19 protein-coding genes are annotated in these 19058 nt (G+C 68.9%); 6 read left to right on the plus strand and 13 right to left on the minus strand.

The window, feature by feature from the left end:
• Positions 1–19 precede the first annotated feature (19 nt).
• Both soxR and L687_RS28690 read left to right on the plus strand, forming a co-directional pair.
• A complete protein-coding gene (gene soxR / locus L687_RS28685; RefSeq protein ID WP_021199250.1) occupies positions 20–469 on the plus strand; it encodes a redox-sensitive transcriptional activator SoxR in 450 nt (149 codons plus the stop codon).
• 64 nt (positions 470–533) lie between these two features.
• Positions 534–1883 carry a DUF1214 domain-containing protein gene (locus tag L687_RS28690; protein ID WP_021199251.1) on the plus strand — a complete coding sequence of 450 codons (1350 nt, stop codon included), beginning with the start codon at positions 534–536 and terminating at the stop codon, positions 1881–1883.
• A gap of 49 nt (positions 1884–1932) precedes the next feature.
• Here L687_RS28690 and L687_RS28695 read toward each other — a convergent pair whose 3' ends face one another.
• The 6 genes from L687_RS28695 to L687_RS28720 all read right to left on the minus strand — a co-directional run bounded on the left by L687_RS28695 (position 1933) and on the right by L687_RS28720 (position 9776).
• A complete protein-coding gene (locus L687_RS28695) occupies positions 1933–4179 on the minus strand; it encodes an exo-beta-d-1,3/1,6-glucosidase (protein ID WP_021199252.1) in 2247 nt (748 codons plus the stop codon).
• Complete coding sequence (locus L687_RS28700) at positions 4179–5330, minus strand: ABC transporter permease (protein ID WP_021199253.1); 1152 nt, start codon at positions 5328–5330, stop codon at positions 4179–4181. The genes L687_RS28695 and L687_RS28700 overlap by 1 nt, the downstream gene beginning before the upstream one ends.
• 1 nt (position 5331) lies before the next feature.
• Positions 5332–6420: an ABC transporter permease gene (locus tag L687_RS28705; RefSeq protein WP_021199254.1), complete on the minus strand. Its 1089-nt coding sequence runs from the start codon at positions 6418–6420 to the stop codon at positions 5332–5334.
• Positions 6417–7223: an ABC transporter ATP-binding protein gene (locus L687_RS28710; protein ID WP_021199255.1), complete on the minus strand. Its 807-nt coding sequence runs from the start codon at positions 7221–7223 to the stop codon at positions 6417–6419. The genes L687_RS28705 and L687_RS28710 overlap by 4 nt, the downstream gene beginning before the upstream one ends.
• Positions 7220–8044, minus strand: a complete 825-nt coding sequence (locus L687_RS28715) for an ABC transporter ATP-binding protein (protein ID WP_021199256.1) — start codon at positions 8042–8044, stop codon at positions 7220–7222. Before L687_RS28715 ends, L687_RS28710 begins: the two co-directional genes overlap by 4 nt.
• A gap of 73 nt (positions 8045–8117) precedes the next feature.
• Positions 8118–9776, minus strand: a complete 1659-nt coding sequence (locus L687_RS28720) for an ABC transporter substrate-binding protein (protein WP_021199257.1) — start codon at positions 9774–9776, stop codon at positions 8118–8120.
• Positions 9777–9934: 158 nt separating this feature from the next.
• Here L687_RS28720 and L687_RS28725 point away from each other — a divergent pair, with 158 nt between their 5' ends.
• Entirely contained in the window at positions 9935–10582 is a 648-nt protein-coding gene (locus L687_RS28725) for a TetR/AcrR family transcriptional regulator (protein ID WP_021199258.1), read from the plus strand.
• 53 nt (positions 10583–10635) lie between these two features.
• Entirely contained in the window at positions 10636–11850 is a 1215-nt protein-coding gene (locus tag L687_RS28730; RefSeq protein WP_021199259.1) for an amidohydrolase, read from the plus strand.
• Between the two features lie 104 nt (positions 11851–11954).
• On the opposite strand, the gene L687_RS28735 is transcribed toward L687_RS28730, so the two are convergent.
• Positions 11955–12224 carry a ribbon-helix-helix protein, CopG family gene (locus tag L687_RS28735; RefSeq protein WP_021199260.1) on the minus strand — a complete coding sequence of 90 codons (270 nt, stop codon included), beginning with the start codon at positions 12222–12224 and terminating at the stop codon, positions 11955–11957.
• Between the two features lie 116 nt (positions 12225–12340).
• Between L687_RS28735 and L687_RS28740 the strand changes: the two genes are divergently transcribed.
• Complete coding sequence (locus L687_RS28740) at positions 12341–12808, plus strand: GNAT family N-acetyltransferase (RefSeq protein WP_021199261.1); 468 nt, start codon at positions 12341–12343, stop codon at positions 12806–12808.
• Here L687_RS28740 and L687_RS28745 read toward each other — a convergent pair.
• From L687_RS28745 to L687_RS28770, 6 genes are all read right to left on the minus strand, one after another.
• Positions 12805–13491, minus strand: a complete 687-nt coding sequence (locus tag L687_RS28745) for a hypothetical protein (RefSeq protein WP_021199262.1) — start codon at positions 13489–13491, stop codon at positions 12805–12807. The genes L687_RS28740 and L687_RS28745 overlap by 4 nt on opposite strands.
• An 8-nt stretch (positions 13492–13499) precedes the next feature.
• On the minus strand, positions 13500–14594 hold the full coding sequence (gene moaA, locus L687_RS28750) for a GTP 3',8-cyclase MoaA (RefSeq protein ID WP_021199263.1): 1095 nt from the start codon (positions 14592–14594) through the stop codon (positions 13500–13502).
• 117 nt (positions 14595–14711) lie between these two features.
• The gene (locus tag L687_RS28755) at positions 14712–15806 is read right to left on the minus strand and encodes a sulfate/molybdate ABC transporter ATP-binding protein (protein WP_021199264.1); all 1095 of its coding nucleotides are present in this window, start codon (positions 15804–15806) and stop codon (positions 14712–14714) included.
• On the minus strand, positions 15803–16591 hold the full coding sequence (modB, locus tag L687_RS28760; protein ID WP_021199265.1) for a molybdate ABC transporter permease subunit: 789 nt from the start codon (positions 16589–16591) through the stop codon (positions 15803–15805). The genes L687_RS28755 and modB overlap by 4 nt, the downstream gene beginning before the upstream one ends.
• Complete coding sequence (gene modA / locus L687_RS28765) at positions 16588–17364, minus strand: molybdate ABC transporter substrate-binding protein (RefSeq protein ID WP_021199266.1); 777 nt, start codon at positions 17362–17364, stop codon at positions 16588–16590. Before modA ends, modB begins: the two co-directional genes overlap by 4 nt.
• A gap of 1 nt (position 17365) precedes the next feature.
• Positions 17366–17758 carry a TOBE domain-containing protein gene (locus tag L687_RS28770; protein WP_021199267.1) on the minus strand — a complete coding sequence of 131 codons (393 nt, stop codon included), beginning with the start codon at positions 17756–17758 and terminating at the stop codon, positions 17366–17368.
• Positions 17759–17914: 156 nt separating this feature from the next.
• On the opposite strand from L687_RS28770, the gene L687_RS28775 reads away from it, so the two are divergent.
• Positions 17915–19058, plus strand: a 1144-nt coding sequence (locus L687_RS28775) for a D-alanyl-D-alanine carboxypeptidase family protein (RefSeq protein WP_021199268.1), incomplete at its 3' end; no start/stop codon positions are given.

The following is a 19058-nucleotide window of genomic DNA, read 5'->3' on the forward strand; positions in this document are numbered from 1 at the left end:
CGGAGGGAGAGCACACCGGATGAGTCCGCACGCACCAGACGAGCCGCTGACCATCGGCGAGATGACCCGACGCACCGGGGTCGCCGCCTCCGCCCTGCACTTCTACGAGACGCTCGGCCTGATCGCCTCGACGCGCACGCCCGGCAACCAGCGCCGCTACGCCCGGCACATGCTGCGTCGTGTCTCGCTCATCACGGTCGCGAAGCGCCTCGGCATCCCGCTGTCGGACGTGCAGACCGCGTTCGCCGACGTGCCCCTGACCGAGACTCCGAGCCACGCCGATTGGCAACGGGCGTCGAGACGCTGGAAGCGCGAGCTCGAGAAGCGTCGCGAGGGCATCGAGCGCCTCGAGCGCGAACTGACCGGATGCATCGGCTGCGGGTGCCTGTCGATGAAGGCGTGCGGCCTGCTCAACCCCGACGACGCCCTGGGCACCCAGGGCGCCGGCCCCCAGCGCCTGCGGGACTGACGCCTCTTTCCCGCGCGGACGGTCTCTGACATGATCGCGGAAACGCCATGAAGGGACACCGCCGATGAAGAAGCTCCCCACCACCGAAGAGATCGTCAGGATCCGCCGCGACGCGCTGCTCAACCGCGCTGTCGAGGCGTACAAGTTCTTCTATCCGACGGTGTCGATGGTGCTGAACTTCGAGTCCATCGAAGAGCTCGGGGCGCCCGCCAACCGCGGTCTCCTCATCCAGCTCACCACGCCGGACCTCGTCACCCTCACCCAGAACTCGGACACCCCCTACGGACTCGGGTTGGGCGACACGACCGACGGCCCCGTCGTCGTCGAGCTCCCCGCCGGTCCGCTGATCGGCGTGATCGATGACACGAACTTCCAGTTCGTCACCAACATGGGCGTCGTCGGCGAGGACGAGGGCAAGGGCGCCAAGTACCTGTTCGTCCCCCCGGGGTACGACGGACCCCTGCCCGAGTCGGGTTACATCGTCAAGCACCCCCCGACGAACAGGTTCCTGATCTGCGCGCGCGCACCGTTCCCCGACCCGGAGAAGGGGAAGGCCCTGCTGCGCACGCTGAAGGTCTACCCCTGGGCCGACGCGGAGAACCCGGCACCGAACGTGTTCGTGGACATGTCCGACCGCAAGGCCGTCGCGAACCCCTGCGTGGTCGACGGAACCATCGACTATTGGCATGCCCTCAAGCGCGCACTCGACATGGATGTGCCGTCCCCCGCGCTCTACAACCAGTACGGCATGCTCGCCGACCTCGGCCTGCGGGCAGACCGCCCCTTCGCGCCCGACGCGGAACTCGTCTCGATCCTGTCCGAGGCAGCCGAGAAGGCGAACGAGCAGCTCGTGGTGGCGGCGTTCGCCGACGACGCACCGGAACGGCTCGTCTGGCCTGACCGCAATTGGGAGTGGGTGGTCTACTCCGAGGGAGATTTCGGGTACTACGAGAAGAACTTCCTCAACCTCTCGGTGCGGGAGCGCTGGTTCTACCAGGCCACCCTCGAAACCGACAAGATGTTCATGCACAAGGAGGGCGCCGGCTCGCTCTATTGGCTCGCCGCGGTCGATGCGGACGGGGCCGCACTGGATGGGGCCACGTCGTACACGTTGACCGTTCCCGCACCCGTGCCCGCCACTCAGTTCTGGTCTGTCACCCTCTATGACCTCGACACCCGCTCGGAGATCAACACCCCGCAGTTCAAGCCCGTGCTGACAAGCCTGCGCGACGACCTCGCGCCCGACGGATCCGGCGGGATCACCCTTCATTTCGGTCCCGATCGACCCCGGGATGAGGTGCCATGGCTGCAGACCACCCCCGGTTCGCAGTGGTTCGCCTACTTCCGGATCTACGGCCCAGGCGCCCCCGCGTTCGACGGCACCTGGAAGCCCTCCGACTTCCAGAAGGCCTGAACCGAGCACACCGGGTCGATCGCGAGGTGCGCTCGCCCGCCGCGGCGGGTCAGCGCACCTCGAAGTCGGCGGAGAGGAGCACCTCTTCGCGGGAGCTCGGGCCGACCAGCAGCTCGAACGCGCCGGCCTCGACGATGCGGTTGCCCGCGGCGTCGACGATGGTGCAGTCGGCGACCGGCAGCTCCAGGCGTACCCGCACGGATGCGCCGGGGGTGACGTCGACCTGGCGGAAGGTCTTCAGCTCCTTGTCGGTCCAGCTCACGCTCGTCACGGAGTCGCGCACGTACACCTGCACGGTCTCGCGCACCGGCCGAGTGCCCGTGTTCGACACCGTGACGTGACCGACGATCGTGTCGGACTCCCCCAGCGTCGTCGCCTCGAGCGTCAGGGCGGAGTACTCGACCGTCGTGTACGACAGCCCCTCGCCGAACGCCCAGGCCGGTGACTGCGTGAGGTCGGCGTAGCGGTCACCGTGCTGTCCGCGGATCTGGTTGTAATACGTCGGCTGCTGACCGACGTGGCGCGCGAACGAGATCGGCAGGCGCCCGGACGGCTCGGCCGCGCCGGAGATGATGTCGGCGAGCGCACGGCCACCCTGCATGCCGGGGTTCGCCGCCCAGATCACGGCGGCAGCCTTCGAGGCCGATGCCGGGAGCACGAGCGGCTTCGAGGCCAGCAGCACGATGACCACGGGCGTGCCGGTCGCGATGAGCGCATCGATCAGGGCGTTCTGCCCGCCGATGAGCTCGAGCGTCGCCGTGGAGCGCCCCTCGCCGACCAGCTCGATCCGGTCGCCGACGACCGCGACGACGACGTCGGACTCGGAGGCCGCGGCGACGGCCTCCGCGATCATCGCGGCGTCCGGCTCGCAGGCCCTCACGACCGGAGGACGCGGCTGCTTGTCGGGGAAGAACGGCCCCTGCGGGTCTTCTTCGAGAGTGAGGATGTCGGTGCCGCGGGCGTGCGTGACGGTCCAACCGTCGATCGCCTGCAGCCCGTCGAGCACGGTGGTGATCATCTCGCGCGGCTGACCGTCGAGCCAGCCCGCCTGCCCGGAGCCGCCGGCCCAGTCGCCGAGCTGCGTCTGCGCGTCGTCGGCGAGCGGACCGGTGACCGCGACCTTCAGCGCGGAGGTGGGATCGAGCGGCAGCACGCCGTCGTTCTCGAGCAGCACGAGCGAACGGCGGGCGACCTCGAGGTTCAGCTCGGCGTGCGCGGCACTGCCCACCACGGCGTCGAGTTCCGTGCCCGGCAGGCGCGGGTTCTCGAACAGGCCCAGCTCGAACTTCAGGGTCAGGATGCGGGCGGCCGCAGCGTCGAAGGCGTCCTCGGCGAGCATGCCCCGAGCGACGGCGTCGAGCGCACCCTCGAAGAAGGCCGGCGTGGTCATGATCATGTCGTTGCCCGCCCGCACGGCCGCAGCAGCCGCGTGCGTGATGTCGGGCTGGATCCGCTGCTCCCACACCATGCGCCCGACGTTGTCCCAGTCGGTGATGAGCGTGCCGGTGTAGCCCCACTCGCCGCGCAGCACATCGCTGAGCAGCCAATCGTTGGTCGTGATCGGCACTCCGTCGGTGGTCTGGTAGCCGAGCATGAACGTGCGGCACCCCTCGCGGGCGACGCGCTCGAACGGCGGCAGGAACCAGGAGATCAGCTTGCGCCGTGAGATGTCGGCCTCACTCGCGTCGCGCCCGCCCTGGGTCTCGGAGTACCCGGCGAAGTGCTTGGCGGTCGCGAGGATCGCGGTCGGGTCGTCGAGTCCGTCGCCCTGGTAGCCGCGCACCATCGCCGAGGCCAGCTCGCCGATCAGGAACGGGTCTTCGCCGAAGGTCTCGTCGATGCGGCCCCAGCGCAGATCGCGGGCGATGCACAGCACCGGCGAGAAGGTCCAGTGGATGCCGGTCACCGCGACCTCTTCGGCCGTCGCGCGGGCGACGCGTTCGACGAGGTCGGAATCCCACGATGCGGCCATGCCGAGCTGAGTCGGGTAGATCGTCGCACCGGGCCAGAACGAGTGCCCGTGGATGCAGTCCTCTCCCACCAGCAGCGGGATGCGGAGCCGGGTCTGCGCGGTGAGCTCGTTCGCCCGCAGGATGCGCTCGGGCGAGGTGTGCAGGATCGATCCGGCGTGACGGCGGGCGATGTGGTCGTCGATGTCGTCGCGGGCATCGAGCTGGAGCATCTGCCCGACCTTCTCCTCCAGCGTCATGCGGCTGAGGAGGTCGGCCACCCGCTCGGGGATCGAGAGTGCGGGGTCCTGGTACGGGAGCTGGGTGGTCAGGGTCTGAGAGGTCATCACTTCGTGTTCTGGGTCGAGTTCGGGGTCGAGTTCGGAGTCGAGGTCTTCGAGGAATCGGAGGTGTCCGGCGAGGTCGCCGACGTTACGGGATCGGAGGTCGTCTTCGGCAGGGGCACGCTGCGGACGGCCGTGACGGCGTCGTTCACGTTCAGCCCCTTCTTCTTCATCGCCCTGGCCCGCTCGCCGGCCGAGCGCAGGCGCGGGTTGACGTATTCGTCGATGCCGAAGTTGATGAGAGAGAGGGCCACACCGATGATCGCGATGCAGAGCCCTGCGGGCACGTACCACCACCACAGACGCGGGAAGGCGCCGTTCTGCTGCGCCCAGAACAGGATCGTGCCCCAGTTCAGATTGCTCACCGGGATCACCCCGATGAACGCCAGCGTGGTGAGGCCGAGGATCGCGGCGGTCACCGTGCCGACGAAGCTCGATGCGATGAGCGCCATGAGGTTCGGCAGCATCTCGACCGTGATGATGCGGCGCAGCGGTTCGCCGTTCGCGCGTGCTGCCTGGATGAAGTCGCGGTTGCGCAGCGACATGGTCTGCGCGCGCAGCACGCGAGCGCCCCAGGCCCACCCGGTGATGCCGAGCACCGCGGCGATCACGATCAGCGGCGGGTTCTCGAACTGCGAAGCGATGATGATGATGAGCGGGATGCCCGGGATCACCAGGAACACGTTCGTCAGCGCCGAGAGCGACTCGCTCTTCCAGCCGCGTACGTAGCCGGCGATCACACCGATGGTGATCGCGATGATCGTGGCGATGAAGGCGGCGAGGAAGCCGACGACGATCACACCGCGGGTGCCGTAGATGATCTGACTCAGCACGTCCTCCCCCATGTGGGTCGTCCCCAGCCAGTGCTCCCAGGAGGGCGGTTGCCGCAACGCCGTGCGATCCTTCTGCGTCGGCCCGTAGGGTGAGATCCACGGCGCGAGGATCGCGATGAGCACGAACACTCCGAGGATGATGAGCCCGGCGATCGACTTGGGGTTGCGGAACATCGCGAACGCCTGGGCGAGCTGCGTCCAGAACGTCTTGCGAGGCGGAGCGCCCGCCGGTGGGGTGCGCAGGGTCGCGGTCTCCGGCATGCCGGAGACGACGGCCGACCCGTCGGGCGCGGTGCTCGCGGCGGTGGTGGGAACGGTCATGTCAGGACTCCATCTGGCGCGTGCGCGGGTCGAGGTAGGCGTAGACGACATCCGCGAGGATGTTGGCCACGAGCACCGACAGCGTGATCACGAGGAACACGCCCTGCATGAGAGCGAAGTCCTTGGCGTTGGTCGCGTCGAGCAGCAGCTTGCCGACGCCCGGATAGCTGAACACCATCTCCATAACGATCGTGCCGCCGACGATGAAGCCGATCGACAGCGCGAAGCTCTGGATCTGCGGCAGCACGGCGTTGCGAGCGGCATAGCCCCAGAGGACGCGCTTGTTGGGCATGCCCTTGGCCTGAGCCACGGTGATGTAGTCGTCGTCGAGCACGGTCAGCATCATGTTGCGCATGCCGAGCACCCATCCGCCCAGCGAGGCGACCACGATCGTCAGCGCCGGCAGCGTGCCGTGCATGATCACCTGGCCGATGAAGTCGAAGCTCCACTCCGGGGATTGACCCTTGTCGTACGCGTGCGATGAGGGGAACCACTTCAGGGTCGAGGAGAAGATCGCGATCGCGATGAGTCCGAGCCAGAAGTACGGGATGGTGTTGAAGAACGTGGTCACCGGGATGATCGCGTCGAGCTTGCTGCCGCGCTTCCAGCCGACGACGGCCCCGGCGATCGTGCCGATCGTGAAGGAGATGATGGTCGCGATGCCGACGAGACCCAGCGTCCACGGGAGGGCGGCGGCGAGGACCTCCGCCACGGGCCGCAGACCGTGCAGGGTCGAGATGCCGAGGTCTCCGCGCAGCAGCATCCCCCAGTACTCGAGGTACTGCTGCCAGATCGACTTGTCGGTGTCGATGCCGAGCAGGATGCGCAGGGCATCGGCGGCCTCGGGGCTCACGTTGCGGTTGCGCGCGAGGTAGGAGCTGACCGCGTCGCCCTTCATGAGGCGCGGAAGGAAGAAGTTGATGGTGATGGCCGCCCACAGGGTGAACAGGTAGAAGGCGGCTCGGCCGGCGAAGAAGCGCCACGGCACACGTCGGCGTCCGCGTTCTGCCGCGGTGGCGGTGGTGCCGACCTCGAGGGCGTCGCGGGCGACCAGGTCGTTGTCGTCGAGCTGGGGGAATGCGGTGCTCACAGGGTGCCTCCGTTCGATGCGGCCTGCGCGAAGAAGGTGTCCGGGTCGGGGGAAGCGGAGCGCAGTTCCCGCGTGTACGGGTCCTGCGGATGGAGGATCACGTCGTCGGCGGCGCCGTACTCCACGACGCGGCCCTGGTTGAGGACCATGATCTCGTCGCTGAAGTGGCGGGCGGTCGCGAGGTCGTGGGTGATGTAGAGCACGCCGAGCCCCTCTTCGCGCTGCAGATCGGCGAGCAGGTTCAGCACGCCGAGGCGGATCGACACGTCGAGCATCGACACGGGCTCGTCGGCGACGAGGAGCGAGGGGCGCGAGGCCAGGGCACGGGCGATGGCCACGCGCTGCCGCTGGCCACCCGACAGCTCGTGCGGGCGTCGATCGATCACCGCGTCCGCGTCCAGGCGCACGCGCGCGAGGAGCCGGCGCACCTCGTCCTCCGTCTGCTTCTTCGGCACGACGTCGTCGAGACGGATCGGCCGCTCCAGGTGATAGCGGATCGAGTGGTACGGGTTGAGCGAGGCGAACGGGTCCTGGAACACCATGCGCAGCTGCTGCCGGTACTTCCGGAGCCCCTTGCCACGACGAGGGATGGGCGTGCCGTCGAGCAGCACCTCTCCGCTGGTCGGGGTCTCAAGCTGGGTGAGGATCTTCGCGATCGTCGACTTGCCGCTCCCGGACTGGCCGACCAGCCCGATCGTGCGCCCGGAGGTCAGGGTGAAGCTCACGTCGTCGAGGGCCTTGATCTGGCCCGCCCCGCGCACGTTGTAGGCCTTGGTGACACCGCGGAATTCGAGGGTGGTCATCGCACCAGCACCCCTCTCTCCCCGGTGAGCCGGGGGAACGACGACAGCAGTGTCTTCGTGTACTCGTGCTCGGGCTGCGTCCAGATGCGTTCCGCGGTCGCGAGCTCGATGATCTCGCCCTCCCGCATGATCGCGATCCGGTCGCTGATCTCCAGGAGCAGCGGAAGGTCGTGGGTGATGAAGATCACCGAGAAGCCGAATTCGTGCCGCAGCTGCGAGATCTGCTTGAGGATCTCCCGCTGGACCAGCACATCGAGGGCGGTCGTCGGCTCGTCCATGACCATCAGCTGCGGACGCAGCGCGAGGGCCATCGCGATCATCACGCGCTGGCGCATGCCGCCGGACAGTTCGTGCGGGAAGGAGCGCACGCGCTGGCGTCCGACCTTCACGATCTCCAGCAGCTCCTCGGCTTCGGCGCGCCGCTGCTTGCGGTTCATGTCCGGGCGGTGGATCTCGAAGACGTCCTCCAGCTGCGAACCGATCGTCGCCACCGGGTTGAGGGCGTTCATCGCCCCCTGGAACACCATCGAGACCTTGTCCCAGCGGAACCGCTGCATGGCATCCACGCCGAGGGCGTTGATGTCGATGTCGACCCCGGTCACATCGTGGAAGGTCACACTGCCGCCGGTGATGACCGCGGGTGCCCGCAGCAGGCGCTGCACACCGTAGGCGAGCGTGGTCTTGCCGCATCCGCTCTCACCGGCGAGACCGAGGATCTCGCCGCGCTGCAGTTCGAGGGTGACGTTCTTCACCGCCTCGACGGGCGGATCGACGTCGTACACGACCGAGAAGTCGCGCACGCTGAGCAGGGGGTCTGGCATGAGGGTGTCCTTCGTCGACCTGATCAGGGGAGCCCGCACCGTCGTCGAGGCGGGCTCCCCGGCAGGATGCTGCTTACTCGGCGGGCTTCAGCTTCGTGAGGATCTGCACGATGTTCTGCTGAGTCGGGTCGGCAGACGCGTACGGGTCCTCTTCCGAAGGCCATCCGACGTAGTTGCGGGTGTTGAACTCGCCCAGCAGCGGGTGCGCGCCCAGCGGGATGGCCGGCACCTGCTCGGAGAAGATCGTCTGCAGCGTGTCGACCGCGGCGGTGCGCTCCTCGTCCGACGAGGCGTTGGCGTAGGAGTTCAGCGCGGCCGTCGCCGTCGGGTCGTCGAAGCGACCGAAGTTGAAGCCGGCCTTCCCGTCCGAGATCCATCGCGGGTCCATGGTCGAGGTGTACAGGCCGTAGGCCGTGCCACTGTCCTCGAGCCAGTGGATGATCGCGGAGAACGTGCCGTTGTCTCGGGGATCGGCCCAGCCGCCCCAGTCGGGCATGTCGATCTTGACCTCGGCGCCGATGGCCTCCGTGACGTCTTCGGCGATCAGCTCCTGCGCGGTGTTCCAGTCGCTCCAGCCGGAGGGGACGGAGAGCGTGAACGAGACGGGTGCGCCGTCGGGGTCGATCAGCGCGTCGTCCTTCCAGGTGTACCCGGCGGTGGTGAGCAGTTCGCGGGCCTTCTCGGCGTCGACCGCGTACTCCTTGCCCTGGAACTCGGGCTGGATCTCGTCGTCGAGGATCGAGGAGAGTCCCGTCACCGACCAGACGGCCTCGCTGGCGCCTTCGCGGGCGATGTCGACGTAGGCGTCGCGGTCGATCACCCAGGCGAGCGCCTGACGGAAGGCCGGGTCGTCGAACGGCTTCTGCTGCAGGTTCATGAACAGCGTCGCGGAACCGGTGGTGGGAGCCGCCCAGAACTTGTTGTGCTCGGGATCGGCCGAGAGGAACTGCTCCTCGATCTGCGGGATGAACGCCTGCGCCCAGTCGGCGTCGCCGTTCGCGAGGGCCGTGGTGAGCGCGGTGTTGTCGCCGTACGAGACGTAGTGCAGCTCGGGCACGGCCAGGTCGCCGCCCCAGTAGTCGTCGCGGGCGTCGAGCGTGACCGACTCGGTCGACCAGTTCGAGAGGACGTAGGGTCCGGTACCCACCAGGTCGTCGCCCTTGACGGGGTCGGTGGCCGGGTCGTCGAGGTTCTCCCAGATGTGCTTCGGGACGATCGGCACGTGCAGGGCGCGGGCCTGGTTGACGTACTTCGACGCGGCGAAGGTCAGCACGACCTTGTCGCCGTCGACGGCAGCGCTGTCGAGCTGGAGGCCCGCGGTGTCGAGGGCGGGGGTGGAGGCGAGCTCGTAGGAGTAGACGATGTCTTCGGCGGTGAAGGGCTCGCCGTCGCTCCAGGTGACGTCGGCGCGAGGAACGACAGTGAGCACCGTGTAGTCGTCGTTCCATTCCAGGCTGTCGGCGAGCCACGGGGTGACACCACGGTCGCCGGTCTGGTTTACGAGGGCGAGGGTCTCGAAGATCACCTTGCCGTAGCCGTACTTCGAGGCGGACGAGTCGCCGACGAAGGGGTTGTTGGATTCGGTGGTGATCGCGCCATCGGGCTTCGCGATGGTGAGGGATGCGGAGCCGGCGCCATCGTCGGATCCACCGCCAGCCGAGCATCCGGCGAGGGCCGATACGCCGAGGGCGGTGATCGCGGTCGCGGCGATCAGAGACTTTCTGAGCTTCATTGCTTCTCCTAGGGCACGGGTCTTTGTGCTGCGTCGCCGGAGGACGGGAGTCCACCGACTGTCGTGATTTGCTTACTGTCGAGAAAGTAAGCTCTCGTGAGGTTACCGAGTAGTAAGTTTGATCGCAAGCACAGCCCGACGATGGAGAGGAGGCCGCGGTGGTAGACAGCGACCAGACAGTGCGCGTGCGCCCGGCGACCCTCGCGAAACGCGAGCAGATCCTCAAAGCAGCCGTCGAGATCTTCGGCAACAAGGGCTCGACCAACGGCACTCTGGCCGACGTGGCCGAGCAGGTCGGCATCACCCACGCCGGCGTCCTGCACCACTTCGGCTCGAAGCAGAAGCTGCTGCTCGAGGTTCTCGCCTATCGCGACCAGGCCGACGTCGCCGAGCTCGCCGAGAAGCACATCCCGGACGGACCTGAGCTGTTCCTGCATCTGGTGCGCACGGCGTTCGCGAACGAGAAGCGGCCCGGCATCGTGCAGGCCTATACGGTGCTGTCCGCCGAGTCGGTGACCGACGACCACCCGGCGCGGCACTTCTTCGAGGACCGCTACACGACCCTGCGTCGCGAGGTCACGGCGGCGTTCCACGAGCTGTGCGCCCAGGAGGGTGTGCGCGATCCCGACACGATCGCCGCAGCCGCCGCCGCGATCCTCGCGGTGATGGACGGTCTGCAGCTGCAGTGGCTCCTGCACCCCGACGTCGTCGAGCTCGGCGGAGCCAGCGAATTCGCGATCCAGGCGATCGTGAACGCCGTGCTGCACCCCGGGCCGGCGCTGCCGACGTACGTGCACCCCGCCTGATCCGTCGATCGCGGGCCCTCGGCAACGACCGCCGGCCGGGCTAGGCTCGGGCCATGACGATCGATCTCGAAGCGCTCTACATCGACCTGCACCAGCATCCTGAGCTCTCGTTCCAGGAGACGCGCACCGCCGGCATCGCCGCCCAGCACCTGCGCGATCTGGGGCTCGAGGTCGAGGAGGGCGTCGGGGTGACCGGCGTGGTCGGAGTGCTGCGCAACGGCGAAGGCCCGGTCGTCTGGGTGCGAGCCGACATGGACGCACTGCCCGTCGAGGAGCAGACCGGTCTGTCCTACGCGAGCACGGCGAAGGGCGTCGACCCCGCGGGCACCACCGTTCCCGTCATGCACGCCTGCGGTCACGACATGCACGTCACCGCCATGATCGGTGCGGTCGAGAAGCTCGTCGCCGAGCGATCCGACTGGTCGGGCACCCTCGTCGTGCTGATCCAGCCTGCCGAGGAGTACGGCGCCGGAGCGCGAGCGATGCTCGACGACGGGATCCTCGACCGCTACCCGAAGCCCGACGTGGTGCTCGGCCAGCACGTGACCCCGTTGCCCGCCGGCGTGATCGGCGTGCGCAGCGGCACGCAGATGGCCGCCTCCGACGGACTCACCGTCACCCTGCACGGCCGCGGCGGACACGGCTCGCGCCCGCATGCCACGATCGACCCCGTCGTCATGGCCGCCGCCACCGTGATGCGCCTGCAGACCATCGCCTCGCGCGAGATCGACCCGCAGGGCGTCGCCGTCGTGACCGTGGGATCGATCCACGCGGGCCTCAAGAACAACATCATCCCCGCCGAGGCGAAGCTCGAGCTCAGCCTGCGCTATCCGAACGAGGAGACGCGCGACAAGGTGCTCGCGAGCGTCGAGCGCATCGTGCGGGCAGAGGCCACCGCCTCGGGCGCCGAGCGGGAGCCCGAGATCCGCACCGACCACACGCTCCCCGCCACCATCAACGACGAGGACGCCACCGTCCGGGTGACCGCGGCCCTGCAGCGCGCCCTGGGCGAGGCGGCCGTCATCGACCCCGGAATGTTCACCGGCAGCGAAGACGTCTCGTGGTTCGCCCGCGACGCCGGGGCACCCCTCGTGTTCTGGTTCTGGGGCGGCATCGACCCCGCCCGGTTCGCCGAAGCAGTCGCCGCGGGCCGCCTGGGCGAGGACATCCCCACCAACCACTCGCCGTTCTTCGCACCGGAGATCCACCCGACGATCGAGGTCGGCGTCACCGCGCTGTCGGCCGCGGCCCGGGAGTTCCTCGCGTAGAGGGCCGGGGCGATGCGCTCACCCCGGACATGACGATGGCGGGGACGACTTGGAGTTCGTCGAGTTGGTCACGTCGGTAGTGCTTGCGGGCTGATCCGTGCAGTTCAGGCAACGTGTGCCCACTCGCGCACCGCGGCGCGAATCGCCTCAGAGCGCGTGGCGATGCCCTCGGCCTCAGCGCGCGCCGTCAGGGCAGCGATGGTGGTTGCGTCGAGCCGGACCGGAATTACCACGCCGGGCCCATCGCCCACGGTCGGTCGACCTCGACGCGGCTTGGGAAGTGTCGACAGGTCATAGCCGGCCTCGGCCTCATCTGCCCACGCCTGGATCTGCTCGTCGGTCACGGGCCTGCCGTTCAACAGGTGCTCGCTCATGCCATTGGCGTATACGAAAATCACCGATTTGTGTATACGAATAAGAAGCCGTCGCGGCCCCGCACCGCGGATCAGCCTCCGAAGTCCCGAAAGCCGTCGGTCGATAGGCTTCGGCCATGTTGGTTCGAAGAGCGACAACAGCAGACATCGATCGGCTCAGCGCCCTCAACGCCGGGGTCCAACTGCTACACGCGGAGGGGAGACCCGATCTTTTCAGAGAGCCAGAACCGGAGGCGCTGCGTGCGTTCCTCGCCGAGCAGCTAGCTGAGGGTGCGATCGTCCTCATCGCGGACGTGGACGGCGCGGTCGGCGGCTACATACTCGCCGAGGTCAACGCGCGACCTGCGAATCCGTTCCGTCACGCGTCCAAGAGCCTGTATGTGCACCACATCGCTGTCGACCCCGGCCAACGGCGACAAGGCGTCGGTCAGCAACTGATGGACGCTGCCGTCGCCATCGGGCGCGCAGAGGACGTAGATGCGGTGAGACTCGATTCGTGGTCGTTCAACCACGACGCGCACACGTTCTTCGAGGCAATGGGGTTCACTCCGATCAACGTGGTCTTCGAGCGGCGTCTTCGCTAGTCGGCCGAAGCCGAAGGATCCCCGTTCCGCCGCACTGTCGGCCGGTCGAGGACCGTGTTGTCCCAGACCCAGGTCGCCCGCTCCTGCGGTCGGGCCTCCGCGACGTACAGACGCTGCCCACCGACGTACCGGCGGTTGGACGGCGCCTCCGGATCGGGGTCGTGGCTCCCCGGGAATCGGGCGTTGCCCCGGGGGACGCTGACCTCGAACGGCGCATGGACCCAGACCGTGGCATCCCACACGGCGGCGATTTCGGGGCGCTGGAGAAAGATCCCGTCGACGAGGACGACCCCCGTCGGAGGGACGGCGATCGGTGCAGGGTCGACGGGTTCGTCACGACCGACGTCCCAGACAGCCGGCGTGATCGCCCCGTGCGCGCGCAGGGAATCGACGACACAGGCGCGGAACGCGTCGTATCGGTAGGAACCGGAGTAGAAGCCCTCCGGTCCTGTGCCCGCTGCGATGCGCTCGGCCTTCGGGCGATGGAATCCGTCGATGCTCACGCCGACGACCGGCCGGCCTTCGCGTCGTCGAGCCTGTGCTGAGAGTTCGTGAGAGAGATGCGTCTTCCCTGCGCCGTCGAAGCCGTCGAGCGCCACCAGGATCCGATCGTCTGGACGGAGACTCTCGATCTCGTCCCAGAGCTGCGACAGCACTGCCGAGCGTGATTGCGTGGTGCGCACGGGCCCGGTCAGCCGCCGATCGCGTTCATCCCGCGGGCCGGCTGCAGGAAGGAGGGGTCGTCGATCGCGTGCCCCGGCAGCTTGCCGTGCACGCACGAGCGCAGCAGTGCGGCGATCTCATCGGCGCGCTCGCCCGGGGCGGAGGCCGACTCTCCGCGCAGCAGCCCGGTCAGGTCGTACTCGGCGAGCGAGAAGAGGCAGTTGCGCAGCTGGCCGTCTGCCGTCAGCCGCAGGCGGTCGCAGGCGCCGCAGAACGGGGCCGTGACCGAGGCGATCACACCGACCTCATGCGGGCCGCCGTCGATCCGCCACTTCTCGGCGGGTGCGCCTCCCCGACCCTCGACCGGATCGAGACGCCAGCGTTCCCCGAGCGACGCGAGGATCTCCTCGCGCGTGACCATCGAGGCCCGGTCCCAGGTGTGTCCGGCGTCGAGCGGCATCTGCTCGATGAATCGCAGTTGCGCGCCGACGCTCATCGCGAACTCCACCAGGTCGACCAGCTCGTCGTCGTTGACGCCGCGCATCGCGACCGCGTTGAGCTTGAGCGGGCGGAGCTCGGATGCCGCAGCCGCCGCGATGCCCTCGAACACATCGTCGAGGCGGTCGCGCCTGGTCAGGTCGGCGAAGCGCTGACGATCGACCGTGTCGATGCTGATGTTGAGGCGAGTGAGCCCGGCATCGATCAGGGCCGGGAGCTTCTGGGCGAGGCTGATGCCGTTGGTGGTCATCGCGACCTCGACGGGGCCCCCCTCCCCCTCGATGCGGGAGATTCGCCTCACCACCTCGACGATGTCGGTCCGCAGCAGCGGCTCGCCGCCGGTGAGCCGGAAGGTGCGGATGCCGAGGGCCGCGGCCACTTCGGCCACCTCGACGATCTCGTCGGTGGAGAGGATGCTCGTGCGGGCGAGCCACTCGTTGCCCTGCTCGGGCATGCAGTACGTGCAGCGCAGGGAGCAGCGATCGGTGAGCGAGATGCGCAGATCGCGATGCACCCGGCCGTGCGTGTCGACGAGACCTCCGCCGATTCCTGCGAGAGAGGCGGCCTGCGGAGACGGATCGACGCGCGGCGCGCGCACACCGATCACGACCGGTACGGCCGCCATGGCGCTTCCCCACTCCCCGTCATCTCTTGAGAGTAACCCGCGACGACCGGGGCAGGGCCGGTTTCGTGGCGACGACCGGCAGATTGCCAGTGTCCGGAAGCGTCGGCGGCGACTTCGTCAGAGCACGGGCACGAAGCTCACGTGCGCGGGGTCTACCCGCAGGTGGACCGCATCTCCCGGCGCGAGCCCGGCAGCGTCGGCGAGGGAGACATCGACCGCGCATCCCGCGGTCTGCACGCGCACACCGGCGAGGGTGGGCTCGAGTCGCGTGACCTCGGTGCGCCAGGCATCCGGATCCGCGGCGTCGACGACGCGCACGTGCTCGGGGCGGAAGACCGCAGCGAGAGGGGTGCCGTCGACTGCGGCGAGCGCGAGCGAGCCGGCATCCGCGGTCGTGAGGTGCAGATCTCCGTTCCGCCAGGCGCCGCCCGCGGCGACCCCCGCCACGCGATTGACCCCCGCGATCGACGCGACGAACCCGGAAGCCGGAGCCGACAGGACGGCGCGCACCGGTCCGCTCTGTGTGACCCGACCGGCCTCGATGATCACGAGCCGCTCCGCCAGCGCGACGGCATCCGCGGCATCGTGCGTGACCGCGATCGTGGTGATCCCGGCCAGCTGATCACGCAACATCTGTCGGATGTCGCCGGCCGTCGCCGGGTCGAGCGCCACCAGCGGCTCGTCGAGCAGCACCGCGCGCGGGGACGCGGCGAGAGCCCGGGCGACCGCGACGCGTTGCCCCTCCCCGCCGGAGAGCTCGCGAGGCATCCGTCCGCCGGCACCGCGGAGTCCGACGCGTGCGAGCCATTCGTCCGCAAGGTCGCGTGCCGAGCCGGCATCCGCCCCTGCAGCTCGGGGGCCGAAAGCCACGTTCTCGCGCACCGAGAGATGCGGGAACAGCCGTGCATCCTGTCCCAGCAGCACGATGCCCCGATTCATCGGCGTGGTCCGCACGCGGGGCGCGGACACGCGGTCGACCACGCGTCCCGCGACGTCGATCTGCCCGGCGGTCAGTGGCTCGAGTCCCGCGAGGGCCTGCAGCAGTGTCGACTTTCCCGCGCCGCTCGGTCCCATGACGGCGACCGTCTCACCGACCGCGGCCTGCACGGCGACCTCGACGGCGAAGTGCTCGCGCTCGACCACGATGTCGGCGCGCAGTCCCGGTTCGACGGCGGCGCGGCGCTCGGCCGGCAGACCGTTCGCCAGGGTCATCGCGCCGCCCCCGGTCGCCAGCCGCGCACGAGCAGCAGCACGATGATCGCGGTGGCGAGCAGCAGCAGGGCGAGGGCGACCGCCGTGCCCTGCGACACTCCGGCACCGTTGAACGCGGTGTAGATCGCGAGCGGCATCGTCTGGGTGACTCCCGGCCGGTTCCCGGCGAACAGCGCCGTCGCGCCGAACTCGCCGATGGCCCGCGCGAAGCACAGCACGACGCCGGCGACGATGCCCGGCGCGGCGAGCGGCAGGGTGATGCGGCGCAGGATCGTCCATCGTCCGGCTCCGAGCGCTGCCGCCGTGCGCTCGTAGTCCACGCCCGAGGTGCGCACCGCGCCTTCGACGGCCAGCACCAGGAAGGGCAGGGCGACGAATGTCTGTGCCAGCACGACAGCCGGGGTGCTGAACGACAGGCCGAGCCCGCCGAGCCACCCCGCGCGCCCGAACAGGTAGAGCAGCGCGACGCCGCCCACCATGGGGGGCAGCACCAGCGGCACCGTGACGACGGCACGCAGCACCGCGGCCAGGCGGGGCCCGGAGCGGGCGATGTAGAGCGCGAGCGGCACCCCGACGACGATGCACAGCACGGTGGCCAGCAGGCCGGTGCCCAGCGAAAGCAAAAGCGCCGAGAGCGCAGCCTCCGACGTCACATCGGCGAGAAAGGTCGACCACTGCACCCGCGCCACGAGTGCGGTCAGCGGCAGGATGAGGAACGACAGTCCGATGAGGGCCGGAACAGCGAGCGCGCGCGGAGCGTATCCGCGTGCGCCGGTCACGCTCATGGAGCCCCGAAGCCGAAGTCCGCCAGGATCTTCTGACCCGCGTCCGACAGCACGAACGTCACGAACGCATCGGCCGCCTCGGCGTTCGGCGCATCGGCCAGCGCGGCGATCGGGTAGTGGTTGACGACGTCGTCGGCACCGTCGGGCACGATCACCTCGACGTCGTCACGTCCGATCACATCGGTGGCGTACACGAGCCCGGCATCCGCTTCGGAAGCGGCAACCTTCGTGAGCACGGCCGTGACGTTCTGCTCGAGACTGGCGGCGTCGACCGTCACGCCCGCCGTCGAGAGCAGTTTCGCGGCGGCCGCACCGCACGGCACCTCGGGCGCACACAGCACCGTGGTCACGTCGGCGAGATCGGAGAGGGTCTCCACCTCGCCCGGGTTGCCCGCCGGCACCGCGATCACGAGGGTGTTGGAGGCGAACAGCGTCGGATCGACCGCCACATCCGCCGCCTTGTCCATGTTCGCCTCGTCGGCGGACGCGAATACGTCGGCCGGTGCTCCTTCGAGGATCTGTGTGACGAGGGTCGACGAGCCGTCGTAGACGGGTGTGAACCGCACGTCGGGGTTCTCGGCGGTGAACGCCTCGCCGATCGCATCGAAAGCCCCGCTGAGCGATGCGGCGGCATAGACCGTGAGCTCTCCGCTCACACCGCTCTTCTCCGCCGACGGCGAGGGCGAGGCGGTGCTCTCGGTGGCGCCCGCACAGCCGGTGAGGGCGAGCGCGGCGGCGGCGAGGACGGCGGCGGCGCGGAGCGTGCGGTTCATGTCAGCCTTTCGGTACTTCGACCACGACCTGGGTCGCCTTGACGGAGGCGGTGGCGAGCGCGCCGACCCCGAGGTGCAGTTCGCGCGCGGCCTCGGCAGACATCAGCGAGACCACGCGGTGAGGACCGGATTGGATGTCGACCTGCGCCATCAGCCCGTCGATCTGCACCCGGGTGACGATTCCCACGAAGCGGTTGCGCGCGCTGGAGAGCACATCTCCGGCACTCTTCGCCTCCTCCGCGAGCGCGACGGCCCGTTCCGCGACGGCATCGCCGGGGATCTCGGCGGGCACGGCATCGGTGACCGGAAGCAGCCCCTGTTCGATCCAACGCCGGACGGTGTCGTCGCTCACGCCGAGCAGCTGCGCTGCGCGAGCGATCCGATACGTCTGCATGGAGAGAATCTACCGCAGAAGCGGAGATTTTCCTCGAAAATCTCCGAGTCTGCAATGATCCATACCCCTTCCGCTCCGCACTTCGACAGACCGTTCCCGTGTCCCCCGAATGGCCGATAGCGCGTGCGGCAGGGGTCGGCCAAGATGAGTGTCACCATGACGGCACCGAATCCACCGGCGGACGACCTCTCCGATTTCGCTGAACTGATGTCCCACGAGCAGGAGTTCCTCTCCCCCCGTGATCGGATCGATCCGGAGGTGCGCCGAAAGCGCAGGCGGCGGGGGCTCATCATCACCGGCGCCTGCATCTTCGTGCTGCTGGCTGCCGCCGGTGTCTACATCGGGTGGGCGCTCACCGCGCCCGTGGATCCGCCGGCGGTGACCACGCAGACACCGCAGGTCCCGGCCGTCGATGCGGCGTCGATCGCCACGCCACCGGCGGGTGCGTCAGCGATCAGCATCGCCGGCGCGGACGCCTATCTGGGCGAGGGGGCGAGTGGCATCTGGTCGTCGAGCGGGACCGGCGAACCCCTGCCCATCGCGAGCATCACCAAGCTCATCACCGCACTCGTCATCCTCGACGCGTCGCCGCTCGCCTCCGTCGATGACCCCGGTCCCACCATCACGTTCGGCAAGGCCGACCACGACCTCTACGACCGGTACTACGTGCAGGGCGCCACGATCGCGCCGATGCCCACCGGCACGTCGATGTCGCTGCGCGATGCCCTGGCGGCCATGCTGATCCCCTCGGCGAGCAACTATGCCGAGGCGCTGTCGTCGCACGTCTTCGGGTCGCAGAGCGCGTTCCTGGGCGCGACGCGGGATTGGCTCGCCGCCCAGGGGCTGACCGGCACGACCATCACCGAACCCACCGGCATCAGCCCGCGCAACACGAGCACGCCTGTCGATCTCGTGGCCATCGGAAAGCTCGCCGCCGCGAACCCGGTGATCGCCCAGATCGTCGCCACCCCCTCGATCACGCTCCCCGGAGCGGGCCTGCTCTACAACACCAACGGCCTTCTCGGCACCAGCGGGATCACGGGACTGAAGACCGGCACCCTCGGCGAAGGCACCTACAGCCTGCTGTACACGGCCACCCTCGTCGTGGGCACCACCGATCCGCTGGCCGTGACCGGCGTGATCCTCGGTGGGTCGTCACGCGATTCGGTGAACGCCGGTGTGCTCGCCGCCCTGGACGGTGTCCGCTCCGGCTTCCACGAGGTGCCCGTCGCCACCCCCGACCAGGAGGTCGGGACGATCTCGACGCCGTGGGGCTCCTCCGCCCGCCTGGTCATCGGCG

This window comes from Microbacterium maritypicum MF109, assembly GCF_000455825.1.
GTDB lineage: Bacteria > Actinomycetota > Actinomycetes > Actinomycetales > Microbacteriaceae > Microbacterium > Microbacterium maritypicum_A.

What these genes read in the sequence shown, in the direction of transcription:
- L687_RS28735 (WP_021199260.1), bottom strand. Translation starts at nt 12,224, where the DNA reads ATGAGCGAGCACCTGTTGAACGGCAGGCCCGTGACCGACGAGCAGATC.
- L687_RS28695 (WP_021199252.1), bottom strand. Translation starts at nt 4,179, where the DNA reads ATGACCTCTCAGACCCTGACCACCCAGCTCCCGTACCAGGACCCCGCA.
- L687_RS28730 (WP_021199259.1), top strand. Translation starts at nt 10,636, where the DNA reads ATGACGATCGATCTCGAAGCGCTCTACATCGACCTGCACCAGCATCCT.
- L687_RS28755 (WP_021199264.1), bottom strand. Translation starts at nt 15,806, where the DNA reads ATGACCCTGGCGAACGGTCTGCCGGCCGAGCGCCGCGCCGCCGTCGAA.
- L687_RS28700 (WP_021199253.1), bottom strand. Translation starts at nt 5,330, where the DNA reads ATGACCGTTCCCACCACCGCCGCGAGCACCGCGCCCGACGGGTCGGCC.
- soxR (WP_021199250.1), top strand. Translation starts at nt 20, where the DNA reads ATGAGTCCGCACGCACCAGACGAGCCGCTGACCATCGGCGAGATGACC.
- L687_RS28690 (WP_021199251.1), top strand. Translation starts at nt 534, where the DNA reads ATGAAGAAGCTCCCCACCACCGAAGAGATCGTCAGGATCCGCCGCGAC.
- L687_RS28720 (WP_021199257.1), bottom strand. Translation starts at nt 9,776, where the DNA reads ATGAAGCTCAGAAAGTCTCTGATCGCCGCGACCGCGATCACCGCCCTC.
- modA (WP_021199266.1), bottom strand. Translation starts at nt 17,364, where the DNA reads ATGAACCGCACGCTCCGCGCCGCCGCCGTCCTCGCCGCCGCCGCGCTC.
- L687_RS28710 (WP_021199255.1), bottom strand. Translation starts at nt 7,223, where the DNA reads ATGACCACCCTCGAATTCCGCGGTGTCACCAAGGCCTACAACGTGCGC.
- L687_RS28715 (WP_021199256.1), bottom strand. Translation starts at nt 8,044, where the DNA reads ATGCCAGACCCCCTGCTCAGCGTGCGCGACTTCTCGGTCGTGTACGAC.
- moaA (WP_021199263.1), bottom strand. Translation starts at nt 14,594, where the DNA reads ATGGCGGCCGTACCGGTCGTGATCGGTGTGCGCGCGCCGCGCGTCGAT.
- modB (WP_021199265.1), bottom strand. Translation starts at nt 16,591, where the DNA reads ATGAGCGTGACCGGCGCACGCGGATACGCTCCGCGCGCGCTCGCTGTT.
- L687_RS28770 (WP_021199267.1), bottom strand. Translation starts at nt 17,758, where the DNA reads ATGCAGACGTATCGGATCGCTCGCGCAGCGCAGCTGCTCGGCGTGAGC.
- L687_RS28740 (WP_021199261.1), top strand. Translation starts at nt 12,341, where the DNA reads ATGTTGGTTCGAAGAGCGACAACAGCAGACATCGATCGGCTCAGCGCC.